We start from the raw sequence: 13,356 nt of genomic DNA, 5'->3' as shown, positions 1-13,356 counted from the left end.
AGGAATGAATACATGTGTTCACCGGACGCTTACGTTATAGGCGCCACGTTGTGAGCCTAAAACAAGAGGCCGATACCTTAAGGTATCGGCCTCTTGCTTGATAAAGCCCCTTAAATGGACTTAATGGACTGAGTGGACTTAGTCCGCAGTGCTTAGCTTAATCAGCTCGGCGCCTTCGGTGACTTGTTCGCCGACGTCAAAGAACAGCTCTTCAACCACACCGGCCTCATCTGCAGTAATGGAATGCTCCATTTTCATTGCTTCCATCACGAGCAGTACGTCACCTGCTTTAACCTCATCACCAACCTTAACTAGGATGTTAATGACTTTACCAGGCATCGGGGCTGTCAGACCGCCACCACCTACTTCTGCGCCATCAGCGGCATGCGCTAAGCTATCCGGTAGCTGTAAACGCAGTTGACCCTCTTGTGCGTAGAGATAGAGATCCTCACCATCAAAGACTGCTTTCGCTTGACTGAGCACACCATCTAAACCTAATTTAATATCAAACTGAGTCGCACTGTCTAAGGTGCTCGCTTCCCATTCTAGGCGCTGCGCAGTGCCGTCAATCATCAGTGTCCACTGATCTTTGGCCGTTTGTTGCAGCTGTAGGACGTAGTCCTGATGGCCGTCATTAATGGTGATGCTGGTGCCGTCACCCTGACGTACACGCCAGTAATCGGCGGCTGCCCATGGATCCACATAGCGAGTGGCGGTATTTTTAGCTGCACGGCTATGTTTGAGTCCGTGTTTCGCTAAATACGCCACGGCGGCGGTGGCCAAGGCTTTGCTTGAGGTTGGACGCGCCGGTGGGAAGAGCGAGGCCTGATTTTTCTCAATTAAGCCGGTATCTAAGTCGGCATTCACAAAGGCATCATTGCACATCAAACGATACAAAAAGTCAACGTTGGTGTGCAGACCGATAATATGCGTTGCTAATAAGGCTTGACGCATACGTGCAATGGCTTGCTCGCGATCGTCACCCCACACAATGAGCTTGGCAATCATCGGATCGTAGAAAGGACTGATGCTATCGCCCTCACGAATACCGCTATCTACTCGTACCGGTGCATTCACAAAGCTTTGATGTGGCGGGAAACTTAAATGGTTTAATTGACCGATGGAAGGCAGGAAGTCATTATCCGGATTTTCCGCATAAATACGTACTTCAATGGCATGCCCCTGAATCGCCAGATCCGCTTGCTGCACTGGAATTGCTTCATTATTGGCGATGCGTAGCTGCCATTCGACTAGGTCGTAGCCGGTAATCATTTCAGTCACCGGATGCTCTACCTGGAGACGGGTATTCATTTCCATAAAGTAGAAGGTGCCGTCTTGTTCGGCAATGAACTCAACCGTACCCGCACCCACATAGTTAACGGCACGTGCAGCATTAACCGCTGCTTCACCCATGGCGCGACGACGTTCCTCCGTCATGCCTGGCGCAGGCGCTTCCTCGATCACTTTCTGGTGACGGCGTTGTACCGAGCAATCACGCTCAAATAAATACACGTAATTACCATGTTCATCACCAAAGATTTGAATCTCAATATGACGCGGTTTATTGACATAGCGTTCAATCAACACATGGTCATTGCTAAAGCTGCTACGCGCTTCACGCTGACATGATTCCAACATGCTGATAAACTCATCGCTACTGTTAACAATGCGCATCCCCTTGCCGCCACCGCCAGCACTGGCTTTAATCAATACGGGGTAGCTAATGGCATCGGCTTGGGCGTGTAAAAAGGCCGGATCCTGATTGTCACCGTGATAACCGGGCACTAAAGGCACGCCGGCTTTTTCCATTAAGGCCTTGGCGGCAGACTTGGAGCCCATGGCTTCCATAGCTGCGGCAGAGGGGCCGATAAACTTAATGCCGGCTTGATTACATGCTTCTACAAAGTGACCGTTTTCTGCTAAGAAGCCATAACCTGGGTGAATGGCTTCAGCGCCTGTTTGTTTGGCGGCCTCAATAATGGCATCAATACGTAAATAGCTGTTAGCAGGCTCTGAACCGCCGATATACACAGCCTCATCACACGCTTGTACATGGGCCGCATGACGATCGGCATCTGAATAAACCGCAACCGTAGCAATCCCCATTGCTCGAGCGGTACGGGCAACGCGGCAAGCAATTTCACCGCGGTTAGCAATTAAAATCTTTTTAAACATAAAGCAACTCCGCTGTGATTAGATACGGAAGATACCGAATTTCGTATCTTCAATAGGGGCATTGAGGGCAGCCGATAAAGCTAGGGCTAATACGCGACGGGTATCCGCCGGCTTAATGATGCCGTCATCCCACAGACGCGCTGTGGCGTAATAAGGGTGACCCTCATGCTCGTATTTATCACGGATCGGTGCTTTAAACGCAGCTTCCTCTTCCGCTGACCAGGTCTCGCCTTTTTGCTCAATACCGTCACGCTTAACCGTGGCTAACACACTGGCAGCCTGCTCGCCACCCATTACGGAAATGCGGGCATTAGGCCACATAAATAAAAAGCGTGGACTAAAGGCGCGACCACACATACCGTAGTTACCGGCGCCGAATGAACCGCCAATGAGGACGGTAAATTTAGGTACTTTAGCCGTTGAGACGGCAGTTACCATTTTGGCACCGTGACGGGCGATCCCTTCATTTTCATACTTACGACCGACCATAAAGCCAGTGATGTTTTGTAAGAAGACTAATGGTATGTTGCGCTGGCAGCATAACTCGATAAAGTGCGTCCCTTTTTGCGCAGACTCGGAAAATAAAATACCGTTATTGGCAATAATACCGACTGGCATGCCTTCAATATGTGCAAAGCCACATACTAAGGTCGGACCGAAGCGCGCTTTGAATTCATCGAATTCTGAACCGTCCACAATCCGAGCAATCACTTCACGTACATCAAAGGGCTTGCGCGTATCGCTCGGGATAATACCGTTTAATTCCTCACTATCGTATAAAGGGGCACGCGGCTCCACGGTTAGCAGCGGGTTAGTTTTTTTGCGATTTAAGCGTGATACGGCTTGACGTACTAATTGCAAGGCATGACTGTCATTTTGAGCTAAATGGTCAGCGACACCCGAAAGACGTGTATGCACATCACCGCCACCTAGGTCCTCAGCGGTCACCTCTTCACCCGTGGCTGCTTTAACTAAGGGTGGGCCACCAAGGAAGATCGTGCCTTGGTTATTAACAATAATGGATTCGTCTGACATCGCTGGCACATAGGCACCACCCGCTGTACAAGAGCCTAGTACGGCGGCAATCTGGGGAATGCCTTTAGAGGACATCACCGCCTGATTATAGAAAATACGACCGAAGTGATCGCGATCTGGGAATACCTCATCCTGCTTAGGTAAGAAAGCACCGCCGGAGTCGACTAAATACACACAAGGTAGGTTATTTTGCTCGGCAATTTCCTGCGCGCGGATATGCTTTTTTACCGTCATCGGGTAGTAAGTACCACCCTTGACCGTTGGGTCATTACAAACAATTAAGCACTCCACACCACTAATACGACCAATACCAGTAATCAGACCAGCCGCTGGTGCGTCATTGTCGTACATATTTAATGCGGCGAGTGGTGAAAGCTCTAAAAAAGGACTGCCCGGATCAAGTAGTTTTTCAACGCGGTCACGCGGCAGCAATTTACCGCGCGCCAGGTGCTTTTGGCGAGAACTCTCGCTACCGCCTTTATACGCAGTCGCTAGTTTCTCATTCAGATCATCGATCTGCGCCTGCATCGCTTGGGCATTTTCCTGAAAGGATTGGCTACGAATATTAATTTGACTCTTGATAATAGGCATGTCGCTCCTCCAAAACTTAGTTGTGCCTATTTAAAAAAGCTTGCTTATAGTGAGTGCGATAAGCAAGCTTTGTGATAGATTGCTGTAGGCCTTTGATTAAGCCATTAGTCGACCATCTCAACCGCTAGGGCTACGGCCTCACCACCGCCGATACAAAGGCTGGCCATACCCTTTTTACCGCCGGTTTTGCGTAAGGCGGCAATTAGGGTCACCAAGATACGAGCGCCGGAGGCACCGATAGGGTGACCTAAGGCCGTCGCACCGCCGTGAATGTTGACTTTGGCGTGGTCTAGCTCTAGATCTTTGATGGCACCCATGGTTACGCAAGCAAAGGCTTCATTAATCTCATAGAGATCCACCTCGTCTTTGGTCCAACCCGCTTTATCCAAGCATTTTTGCATGGCGCCAACGGGGGCGGTAGTAAACCATTCAGGCTCATGGGCATGCTCAGCATGGGTTACCACACGGGCGAGTGGCTTAACACCGAGCTTGTCAGCGGTGGAAGCACGCATCATCACGAGTGCAGCAGCACCGTCAGAGATGGATGAGGCATTTGCCGCGGTGACTGTACCGTCCTTTTTGAATGCGGGACGTAAGCTAGGAATACGATCTGGCTTGGCGTTACCCGGCTGTTCGTCGGTATCAACCACCACATCTCCGCGTCGAGAGCTGATAGTCACGGGGGTGATTTCCCACTCGAAGCTACCGTCTTCAATGGCTTTGAGGGCGCGGTTAAGGGATTCAATGGCGTAGTTATCCTGATCCTCACGCGTAAATTGGTACTTCTCAACCATTTGCTCGGCAAAAATACCCATGGCTTGACCACGCTGATAGGCATCCTCAAGGCCGTCTAAGGCCATATGGTCGTACACGGTGGAATGACCATAGCGATAGCCGGAACGGCCTTTTAGTAGCAAATAAGGGGCATTAGACATGCTTTCTTGGCCGCCGGCAACCACCACCTCAGCGCTTTCCGCCTTGAGCATATCGGTGGCTAACATCACGGTTTTGAGACCGGAGCCGCAGACCTTATGTACGGTGGTGGCAGCTGCCGATTTAGCTAAACCGGCGCCAAGCGCGGCTTGACGAGCAGGGGCTTGACCCTGACCCGCTTGTAGGACATTACCCATCAATACTTGATCGACCAAATTAGGATCAATACCGGCGCGCTCGACTGCAGCTTTAATCGCCGTAGCACCTAATTCATAAGCAGTGGCACTGGATAAAGCGCCCATCATACCGCCCATGGGTGTACGGGCAACGGAAACAATAACAATAGGATCAGACATAAAAAACTCCTAAAAGCTTTATATATTAAGCAGTTTCATTAAATAGTTCGCGACCGATGAGCATGCGACGGATTTCGCTGGTGCCGGCACCAATTTCATAAAGCTTGGCATCACGCCATAAACGACCGGCAGGGTACTCATTGATGTAACCATTACCACCGAGAATCTGAATACCGTCACCGGCCATTTTGGTTGCCATTTCCGCCACATAAAGAATTAAGGCAGCGCAGTCTTTGCGCACGTGACGAGCATGACCCTCGCCTAAGCTGTCTAACTGCTTACCGACCGCATAGGCATAAGCACGGCTGGCTTGTATACCGGCATACATATCGGCTATCTTGCCTTGGATTAATTGGAACTCACCGATGGACTGACCAAATTGCTTACGATCGTGAATATACGGTACCACCATATCCATCACGCTTTGCATAATCCCAAGTGGACCGCCGGATAGCACAGCACGCTCATAGTCTAAGCCGCTCATTAAGACCTTCACACCACCATTTAACTGGCCGAGAATATTTTCTTCTGGTACTTCACAGTCTTGGAACACTAACTCACCTGTGTGCGAACCGCGCATACCTAATTTATCAAGCTTTTGTGCAATCGAAAAGCCCGGGAAATCCTTTTCAATGATAAAGGCAGTAATACCTTTAGGGCCGGCATCCGGCTCGGTTTTGGCGTAGACTACAAGGGTATCGGCATCGGGACCGTTAGTGATCCACATCTTGCTGCCGTTTAATACATAACGATCGCCTTTTTTCTCAGCCCGTAATTTCATGCTAACAACGTCGGAACCGGCACCTGGCTCACTCATTGCCAGGGCACCGATATGCTCACCACTGATTAACTTCGGTAAGTACTTGGCCTTTTGCTCATCATTACCATTGCGGAATAGCTGATTCACGCAGAGGTTGGAGTGGGCGCCGTAAGAGAGGGCAACTGAAGCGGAAGCGCGCGAGATCTCCTCCATGGCGATCATATGTGCTAAGTAACCCATTGCGGTACCGCCATACTCCTCGCTTACGGTTAAACCTAATAGACCTAGTTCACCAAACTTTTCCCATAAATCCATCGGGAACTGATCGCTATGGTCAATTTCTTGCGCGCGTGGGGCAATTTCAGTTTGAGCAAAGTCACGCACTGCATCGCGCAACATGTCTAAGTCTTCACCTAAATTAAAATTAATGCCTGGAATATTCATTTCCTCTCCTTGTGGCTAATAAAGTTATTTGCTCTGCTTGGCTAATAAATCAAAGCATATTTGCTCTTGACGATCGATTTCTTCAAGCACTTCCTGAATATCTTTTTGCTGCTGGATTAGCAGTTCTTTTTGCTTTTTTAAATGGGATAAATACGATTGTAATTGGCCTGGATGACTATTAGGGCCATCGTACATATCGATTAAATTGCGAATTTCCGCCAGTGAAAAACCCAAGCGCTTGCCGCGTAGGGCCAATTTAAGGCGGGTCCGATCGCGATGATTGTAAATCCGCTTTTGACCATCACGCTGGGGGCTAATAATCCCTTGGTCCTCGTAGTAACGAAGCGTGCGTGGTGTGACCTGATATATTTCGGCCAATTCGGAAATAGACCAAAGCTCTTGTGTCATAGCAATCAAATCTAAAAATTAAGTTTACGTTTACGTAAACGTGATTATGATTTAAGATCTATCGCTTGTCAATCATTAAGGGTATGATAGTCGAAGTTTTTTACGCCTTGACTACAAATTATGCGACGCTTTGATGTGTCAAACCGTCGAAGAGGAGACAATGAATGAATGAAAATGAAAAGAAATTAAGCTATCCCTTTGCTGAGGACTTGCCAGCAGAAGGCTATGCAATCGAAGTGGCCGCGGGGGTGAAGTGGATTCGTTTACCCCTGCCATTTGCGCTTGATCATATTAATTGTTGGTTAATCGCTGACGAGTATGAGGGTCAAAAGGGCTGGACCATGGTGGATTGCGGGATTAATAAACCCGTTGTGCGTGAGGTGTGGGAACAAATCTTTGCTAATGAGTTGGACGGTTTGCCCATTGTGCGCGTGATGGTGACTCATATGCATCCGGACCATGTGGGTTTGGCGGGCTGGCACTGTAGTCGCTGGAATGTGTCTTTGTGGATGAGTATGACGGATTATTTTGTGGCCCGTTGCTGGACCATGGACACCAAGGGTGCCGGTACCGGTGGGCAGGGTGCAGTGGCGCATTTTGCGCGGCATGGCTTATTGGATAAGGACTCGCAGCAAAAGATTTTGGAGCGCGCCAATTACTATCCCGGCTTAGTCTATCCGCCCCCAAGCAGCTTTAATCGTTTAATTGATGAACGGGTGATTGATATCGGTGGGCATGCTTGGACGCTAATTAGCGGCTATGGTCATGCGCCAGAACATATTAGCTTATATTGCCCGGATTTAGCGGTGCTGATTTCAGGGGATATGTTGCTGCCACGCATTTCAACCAATGTCAGTGTGTTTGATTTTGAGCCAGAGGCCAATCCTTTGCCGTTGTACTTGAATTCCGTGGTGAAGTTTTTAGACTTACCAGATGATACCTTGGTACTACCTTCGCATGGCAGACCGTTTAAAGGGATTAAGGAGCGTGTCACCCAGCAATTAGCCCACCACGAGGATCGCTTACGGGAGGTATTGGATCTTTGTGTAGAGCCTACCTGTGCGGCTGAGGTGGTGCCAAAAATGTTCAAGCGCCCATTGGATCTGCATCAATTGACCTTTGCGATGGGTGAAGCCTTAGCGCATTTACAAGCCTTGTACTATGAGGGTAAATTAAGTCGTGCCGCCGATGACTTGGGCGTGCTACGTTATCAAAAGATTGATGAGTAAGTAGCCCGCCAGCACAAAGAGGACGCTGGCACTTATGCGATTAAAAATAATTTGAGCGCGCGCCGATTGCTTTAACCAGGGGCCTAAGCGATCGGCAAACAGGCTGATTGCCCCAAAGACCAGCAGTGTCGCCAAAATCATTAATATGGCGAGCTGCGCATACTGGCGGCCGAGCTGGCCATTTTCCACCTGAATAAAGGGCTGGGTAAAGGATAGAAAAAAGAGAATCACTTTGGGATTGCTGAGGTTCATCAATACGCCACGCCAATAGGCTTGTCGCGGTCTTAGCATATCGCCACCGGCTGGCGTCTGAGTCACAACACCGGCATTAAAAAGTAAATAGGCCAAATACACTAAATAGCAGGCACCGAAGACATTAATCGCTTGATACACCAGGTGATAGCGATAAATCAACTCGCTTGCGCCCACCGCCACAATTCCGGTATGCACGACTAAGCCCGAGCATAAGCCTAGAATCAACATAAAGCCAATACGCCAACCCTGACGCATGGATTGCGCCATCACATAGAGATTATCCGGTCCAGGCAAAAGTGCTAATAAAGCAGCAGCCATAAAAAACGAAAGGGCGGAGCTTAGGGTCATCACACAAGGCAGATTGGTTACAAGGCCTCAAAAGTATAGAATAAAATCAATGATATCGTTTCTTAAGCCTCAGTTTTTAAATATTGGAGTATCTACCCATGAAAAAGTCTCATCATTTAGTCACTCGTTTGCAGCATCTGGGTACCCTGCCTTGTGATGCCGAGCACCCGGTTGCCGCTGTGGCGACGCCGTCGATACGTACCAGCACGGTGCGCTTCCACAGCTTGGAACAGCTAGAGCGGACGGAGTCTTTAAGAGCGCAAGGTGAGCGAGCGATGAGCTACGGTCGCATGGGTTTGCAGACGCATGCCGAATTAGAGCAGATTTTCCTTGCGTTGGAAAATGGCGATCGTTGCTTTTTGGCTTCCTCCGGTGTGGGGGCGATTAGCATGACCTTGTTGTCCTTGCTTAGTCAAGGCGATCATATGGTGTGTACGGATAATGTCTATGGTCCAGTGCGTTCGCTAGACGAGACGATTCTGCAGCGCATGGGTATCCGCAGCACCTATGTAGGCGGTCATGATTATGCGGCTTTAGAGGCGGCCATTACGCCCGATACCAAGGTTTTATACGCCGAATCCCCTGGCTCATTATTATTGGAAATGTTGGATTTTCGTGCTTTATCTGAGATTGCTAAAAAGCATAAGCTGATCTTTGTGGTAGACAATACCTGGGGTAGCGGCTTGATTTATACGCCTTTGGAATTGGGCGCAGATATTTCTATTATTGCCGGTACCAAATACATCGGCGGTCATTCAGATTTAATGCTAGGCGCAGTGGTGGTTAAAGGTGCCGAGCTTGGCGCACGCATTGATCGCAACCAATATGCCTTGGGTTACTCCATTAGTGCCGATGATGCGTGGTTAGCTATTCGTGGCGTGCGTACCATGCCCATTCGTATGCAGCAGCATGCCGCCAATGCACTTAAGGTGTGCGAGTTTTTAAGCTCATTGGATGCGACCGTCGCAATTTATCACCCCGCCTATCCGGCTGATAAGCATCATGCGCTATGGCAACGCGACTGCAAGGGTTCTAATGGTTTATTGTCGGTAGCGTTTAAAGGGAGTCGTGAGCAGGCGCGAGCCTTTGTGGATGCATTAGCGATCTTCTATATTGGTTACTCATGGGGCGGCTTTGAGAGCTTGGTGCAATGGGTGCGTCCTCAAGGCATCGCACATCATTCCTATGCCACCGAGGCGTTGCACACGGGGGAGCATCAGTTGATTCGATTGCATGTGGGCTTAGAGGCGGTGGAAGATTTGATTGCTGATCTACAGCAGGCTTATGACAAGGCCTTTGGCGCTTAGTTTTGCTCGGAGCGGAATGTATTGAAGCTTAAAGGGCTATCGTCGTCATAGGATGGAGCCCTTTAAGCGTGTGGATTGAGGAAGAAAGGGATAGTAATTACTTCTCTGCCAGTACCTTAGCAAGTAGTTCTTGCGCTTTTTGGATACTACTTTCATAGGTGCCGGTCATGGAAGGGGAGGTTAAATAGCGACCATCAATACCAATGGAGGGGGTACCCTGAACACCGTAGCTCTCAGTGAGTTTGCGCGCATTACGTGCTTTATGAGCAACACTGAAAGAGCTCATGGCTGAGCTAATGGCCTCTTTTTCAATGCCTTGCTTAACCGCCCAATCAATTAAGGCCTCTTCGGTAAAAATACGCTGACGCTCCTTATGAATAGCGTCAAAAAGCGGTAAATGTAGATCTAAGCGTCCCAAGGCTTCAATGGCGTAGTAAAACTTCTGCGTGGGCTCCATGGCGGCATTAAACGCCACAGGTACATGTAGCATCACGGCTTTGTCATCAAGATTTTTTTCCCAATCCTGCATCATCGGTGCAATCGCCGCACAATGGCTGCAGGTATAAGAGAAAAAATCCAGTACCTCAGCTTGCTCAGCGCTCGTCGTTGCTAAAGGCTTTGAAAAAGTCACGTAGGAGGGATCCTGTTGAGCCAATGCGGCGGGTGCTGCTAAGCTTGCGCTTAATAAGGCAGAGACTAAAAGGGTATTGGATAATTTGATCATCGTTAACTCAATCCTCAGGATATGTTAATTCACGGGTTTTATTCAGTAAAGCTAATGACTCTTAGGGCCGTTAAAAGTTCCTTTACTGCACGGGATGAAGTTTTAACTTCGTCGCTTGTAGTGCTTTTTGGCTTTGATTTAAGGCGCTACTGGTGGTGTAGGGGCCAATGCGCACACGATAAACCGTTTTATTATTGACTAAGGCTTTATGCACCGAAGCGCTGCTATGGCCTAATAAGAGCAACTCCGCACGCACCGCATCGGCCTCATTTTCCGAGGCATAGGCTGCTGTTTGTAGGTAAAAAGGACGCTGCTCTGTGGGCACGGGGTTTAAACTAAGTTTGGACTCAGGCGTGCTCGCCGCTGGCTTAGTGGCTGCGGCGGCAGTGACAGTACGGGCGCTGGTGCTGCTCTCTGCAGGCATGGTTTTAAGTAGCGCACCAAGATGATCTGCGTCTTCTTTGGACTTGCTAGGAGCGGCTTTGGACGCACTAGGGGAAGCCGACTTCGAAGGGCGCTCATGTTGTGCAATCAAGTTGCCGATAGGGTCTTCTGTCAGCCGTGGCTGTGGCGCTTTAGTCTCAGTAGGCGCTTTGCTAGGCGCTTTAGGTGCCGGGGCAGTGGTCACAGCGGGGCGCTCAGGTGCTGGCTTGCTAGGCGCGATGACCGGTTCAGCTGTGCGCTTAGTAGCGAGTTCTGGTGTCGGCGCTACCTCAGGGCTAGGTGTAGGGCTTGTGGTACTGAGGCGAGGCGTTGTTGTGTTAGGCTCGCTCACGGGTGCAGGGCTACTCGGCTTGCTGTCGGTGGCTACATTTGCTTCAGTCTCACGCGGTTTAGGCGGTAGCGGATTCAATATATGCGGTTGATTCGGCGTATGGGCATAATTGGGCGTGCTACCCTTGGATAAATTCGCATCTTGACGAATAAAAATCGCATAAAACAAGATGGCAACAGCCAAGCCCGCAATCATGCCCATGGCGATAAAGGAGGTGCTACTACGTCCCGAAGTCGTTGAGGCACGGCTACGTGCAGTCGTGGTTTTTCTTGCGGTGCGTTTACGAGGTGCTGCCATAATGAATCGTACGATAATCCTAAACTACATTTGCTCGGGGGCGCTGACACCGAGTAAGTCCAAGCCATTAGCAATTACTTGACGTGTGGCATCAGCTAAACTTAAACGAGCCAGTTTGAGTGCTTGATCCTCAACCATGATCCGTTCGGCATTATACCAGGCGTGAAAATCAGCGGCACAATCAATTAACCAGAAGACGAGATGGTGCGGTGCTAACTCACGAGCGGCCATTTCGACTAGATTAGGTAGTTCAGCCAAGCGCTTTAAGAGCGTTATTTCACTGGGGGCGGTTAAGTGACTGAGATCAGCCTCTGCTAAATGAGGTGTTAGCTCCGCACTATCACGCAAGAGCTTACAAATACGAGCATGGGCGTATTGTACGTAGAAAACAGGATTTTCCTCATTTTTGGATAGGGCCAGATCAATATCAAAGGTAAACTCCGTATCGGCGCGTCGTTGGATCAGGAAGAAACGCACCGCATCCTGACCCACCCAATCAATAAGATCACGCATGGTCACGTAACTACCAGCACGTTTGGAGATTTTGACCTCTTCGCCGCCACGCATTACGCGCACCATCTTATGGAGAATATAGGCTGGGTAGTCCTTGGGAATATCCAACTTTAAGCCTTGTAAACCTGCTCGCACGCGGGCAACGGTGCCGTGATGATCGCTACCCTGAACGTTAATTGCTTGCTTGTAACCACGTTCCCACTTACTGCGGTGATAGGCGACATCCGGTAGGAAGTAGGTGTAAGAGCCATCAGATTTACGCATTACCCGATCTTTATCATCACCAGTGCCAAGTTCGGTGGTTTTTAACCAAAGGGCGCCGTCTTTTTCATAGACAAAGCCATTTTCCGTGAGAGTTTTGACCGTTTGCTCTACCTTGCCCTCGGTGTAGAGTGAACTCTCTAGGTAGTACTCATCAAAAAATAGATTAAAAGCTTGTAAATCAAGATCTTGCTCACGGCGCAAATAAGCCACGGCAAAACGGCGGATATCGTCTAGATCGTCTACATCACCACCCGCTGTCACCTCCTTAGCGTCGGCGCTTACTGTTTTTTTGGCGATAAAATCATTGGCAATATCGACAATATAATCACCGCGATAACCGTCCTCAGGATAGCGTTCATCCTCCGGCTCAATACCACGGGCACGGGCTTGTACGCTAAGGGCGAGCGCATTAATCTGGTTGCCGGCGTCGTTATAGTAGAACTCACGGTGCACCGTGGCACCATTGGCCGTAAATAAGCGACAAATACAATCACCCAAGGCTGCCTGACGTGCATGGCCAACGTGTAAGGGGCCAGTCGGGTTAGCAGAAACGAACTCAACCATCACCTTTTGCCCGGCTTGGTTTTGAGAATGGCCGTAGTGCTCCTTTTGTGCTTGGATCGTTGGAATCACCGCCCACAGTGTTTCTGGCTTAAGTCTAAAGTTGATAAAGCCTGGACCAGCAATCTCTGCACTGGCGAGTATGGCTTGCGCTTCAGGGTGAGCGATTAAGGCATCACATATTGCTTGCGCTAATTCGCGCGGGTTACGCTTAGCTGATTTGGCTAATTGCATGGCAATATTAGTGGCAATATCGCCGTGCTCCGCTTGCTTAGGACGCTCAAGCTTGATTTGCGCTTGATTGTCTGGCACCAGTTGATTAACCGTTTCTCGGATGATATGACTTAGTTTGTGTTGAAGCTCTGGGAGCATAGAAATCTC

The 13,356-nt window shown here is 49.4% G+C and carries 11 protein-coding genes; 2 read left to right on the top strand and 9 right to left on the bottom strand.

Annotated features, from left to right (window positions below; translation table 11 throughout):
* Positions 1 to 138: 138 nt before the first annotated feature.
* The 5 genes from HMPREF3144_RS01170 to HMPREF3144_RS01150 form a co-directional block, all read right to left on the bottom strand.
* Positions 139 to 2,175, bottom strand: a complete 2,037-nt coding sequence (locus HMPREF3144_RS01170; RefSeq protein WP_070475806.1) for an acetyl/propionyl/methylcrotonyl-CoA carboxylase subunit alpha — start codon at positions 2,173 to 2,175, stop codon at positions 139 to 141.
* A gap of 18 nt (positions 2,176 to 2,193) precedes the next feature.
* The gene (locus tag HMPREF3144_RS01165) at positions 2,194 to 3,801 is read right to left on the bottom strand and encodes a carboxyl transferase domain-containing protein (RefSeq protein ID WP_070471055.1); all 1,608 of its coding nucleotides are present in this window, start codon (positions 3,799 to 3,801) and stop codon (positions 2,194 to 2,196) included.
* A gap of 104 nt (positions 3,802 to 3,905) precedes the next feature.
* Positions 3,906 to 5,090: an acetyl-CoA C-acyltransferase gene (locus HMPREF3144_RS01160; RefSeq protein ID WP_070475803.1), complete on the bottom strand. Its 1,185-nt coding sequence runs from the start codon at positions 5,088 to 5,090 to the stop codon at positions 3,906 to 3,908.
* A gap of 25 nt (positions 5,091 to 5,115) precedes the next feature.
* A complete protein-coding gene (locus HMPREF3144_RS01155; protein WP_018025336.1) occupies positions 5,116 to 6,294 on the bottom strand; it encodes an isovaleryl-CoA dehydrogenase in 1,179 nt (392 codons plus the stop codon).
* Positions 6,295 to 6,318: 24 nt separating this feature from the next.
* Positions 6,319 to 6,702 carry a MerR family transcriptional regulator gene (locus HMPREF3144_RS01150; RefSeq protein ID WP_070471057.1) on the bottom strand — a complete coding sequence of 128 codons (384 nt, stop codon included), beginning with the start codon at positions 6,700 to 6,702 and terminating at the stop codon, positions 6,319 to 6,321.
* 164 nt (positions 6,703 to 6,866) lie between these two features.
* Here HMPREF3144_RS01150 and HMPREF3144_RS01145 point away from each other — a divergent pair, with 164 nt between their 5' ends.
* Positions 6,867 to 7,931: an MBL fold metallo-hydrolase gene (locus HMPREF3144_RS01145; protein ID WP_018025338.1), complete on the top strand. Its 1,065-nt coding sequence runs from the start codon at positions 6,867 to 6,869 to the stop codon at positions 7,929 to 7,931.
* Here HMPREF3144_RS01145 and HMPREF3144_RS01140 read toward each other — a convergent pair.
* Positions 7,905 to 8,504, bottom strand: a complete 600-nt coding sequence (locus HMPREF3144_RS01140; RefSeq protein ID WP_083290344.1) for a LysE family translocator — start codon at positions 8,502 to 8,504, stop codon at positions 7,905 to 7,907. The two genes, HMPREF3144_RS01145 and HMPREF3144_RS01140, sit on opposite strands and share 27 nt — an antisense overlap.
* Before the next feature lie 128 nt (positions 8,505 to 8,632).
* Between HMPREF3144_RS01140 and HMPREF3144_RS01135 the strand changes: the two genes are divergently transcribed.
* The gene (locus HMPREF3144_RS01135; RefSeq protein ID WP_070471060.1) at positions 8,633 to 9,841 is read left to right on the top strand and encodes a trans-sulfuration enzyme family protein; all 1,209 of its coding nucleotides are present in this window, start codon (positions 8,633 to 8,635) and stop codon (positions 9,839 to 9,841) included.
* Between the two features lie 97 nt (positions 9,842 to 9,938).
* Here the strand turns inward: HMPREF3144_RS01135 and HMPREF3144_RS01130 are convergent, their stop codons facing one another.
* The 3 genes from HMPREF3144_RS01130 to argS all read right to left on the bottom strand — a co-directional run bounded on the left by HMPREF3144_RS01130 (position 9,939) and on the right by argS (position 13,347).
* The gene (locus HMPREF3144_RS01130; RefSeq protein ID WP_018025341.1) at positions 9,939 to 10,565 is read right to left on the bottom strand and encodes a thiol:disulfide interchange protein DsbA/DsbL; all 627 of its coding nucleotides are present in this window, start codon (positions 10,563 to 10,565) and stop codon (positions 9,939 to 9,941) included.
* 82 nt (positions 10,566 to 10,647) lie between these two features.
* Positions 10,648 to 11,637, bottom strand: coding sequence for an SPOR domain-containing protein (locus HMPREF3144_RS01125; protein ID WP_070475800.1), 990 nt, complete (start codon positions 11,635 to 11,637; stop codon positions 10,648 to 10,650).
* 24 nt (positions 11,638 to 11,661) lie between these two features.
* Positions 11,662 to 13,347: an arginine--tRNA ligase gene (gene argS, locus HMPREF3144_RS01120; protein ID WP_026156706.1), complete on the bottom strand. Its 1,686-nt coding sequence runs from the start codon at positions 13,345 to 13,347 to the stop codon at positions 11,662 to 11,664.
* Positions 13,348 to 13,356: the final 9 nt, after the last annotated feature.

The sequence above is a fragment of the Oligella sp. HMSC05A10 genome (assembly GCF_001808335.1).
Taxonomy (GTDB): domain Bacteria; phylum Pseudomonadota; class Gammaproteobacteria; order Burkholderiales; family Burkholderiaceae_B; genus Oligella; species Oligella urethralis.
The sequence above is the reverse complement of the archived record's forward strand: the minus strand, read 5'-3'. Positions and strand labels throughout refer to the sequence as shown.

What these genes read in the sequence shown, in the direction of transcription:
- HMPREF3144_RS01170 (WP_070475806.1), bottom strand. Translation starts at nt 2,175, where the DNA reads ATGTTTAAAAAGATTTTAATTGCTAACCGCGGTGAAATTGCTTGCCGC.
- HMPREF3144_RS01165 (WP_070471055.1), bottom strand. Translation starts at nt 3,801, where the DNA reads ATGCCTATTATCAAGAGTCAAATTAATATTCGTAGCCAATCCTTTCAG.
- HMPREF3144_RS01160 (WP_070475803.1), bottom strand. Translation starts at nt 5,090, where the DNA reads ATGTCTGATCCTATTGTTATTGTTTCCGTTGCCCGTACACCCATGGGC.
- HMPREF3144_RS01155 (WP_018025336.1), bottom strand. Translation starts at nt 6,294, where the DNA reads ATGAATATTCCAGGCATTAATTTTAATTTAGGTGAAGACTTAGACATG.
- HMPREF3144_RS01150 (WP_070471057.1), bottom strand. Translation starts at nt 6,702, where the DNA reads ATGACACAAGAGCTTTGGTCTATTTCCGAATTGGCCGAAATATATCAG.
- HMPREF3144_RS01145 (WP_018025338.1), top strand. Translation starts at nt 6,867, where the DNA reads ATGAATGAAAATGAAAAGAAATTAAGCTATCCCTTTGCTGAGGACTTG.
- HMPREF3144_RS01140 (WP_083290344.1), bottom strand. Translation starts at nt 8,504, where the DNA reads ATGGCTGCTGCTTTATTAGCACTTTTGCCTGGACCGGATAATCTCTAT.
- HMPREF3144_RS01135 (WP_070471060.1), top strand. Translation starts at nt 8,633, where the DNA reads ATGAAAAAGTCTCATCATTTAGTCACTCGTTTGCAGCATCTGGGTACC.
- HMPREF3144_RS01130 (WP_018025341.1), bottom strand. Translation starts at nt 10,565, where the DNA reads ATGATCAAATTATCCAATACCCTTTTAGTCTCTGCCTTATTAAGCGCA.
- HMPREF3144_RS01125 (WP_070475800.1), bottom strand. Translation starts at nt 11,637, where the DNA reads ATGGCAGCACCTCGTAAACGCACCGCAAGAAAAACCACGACTGCACGT.
- argS (WP_026156706.1), bottom strand. Translation starts at nt 13,347, where the DNA reads ATGCTCCCAGAGCTTCAACACAAACTAAGTCATATCATCCGAGAAACG.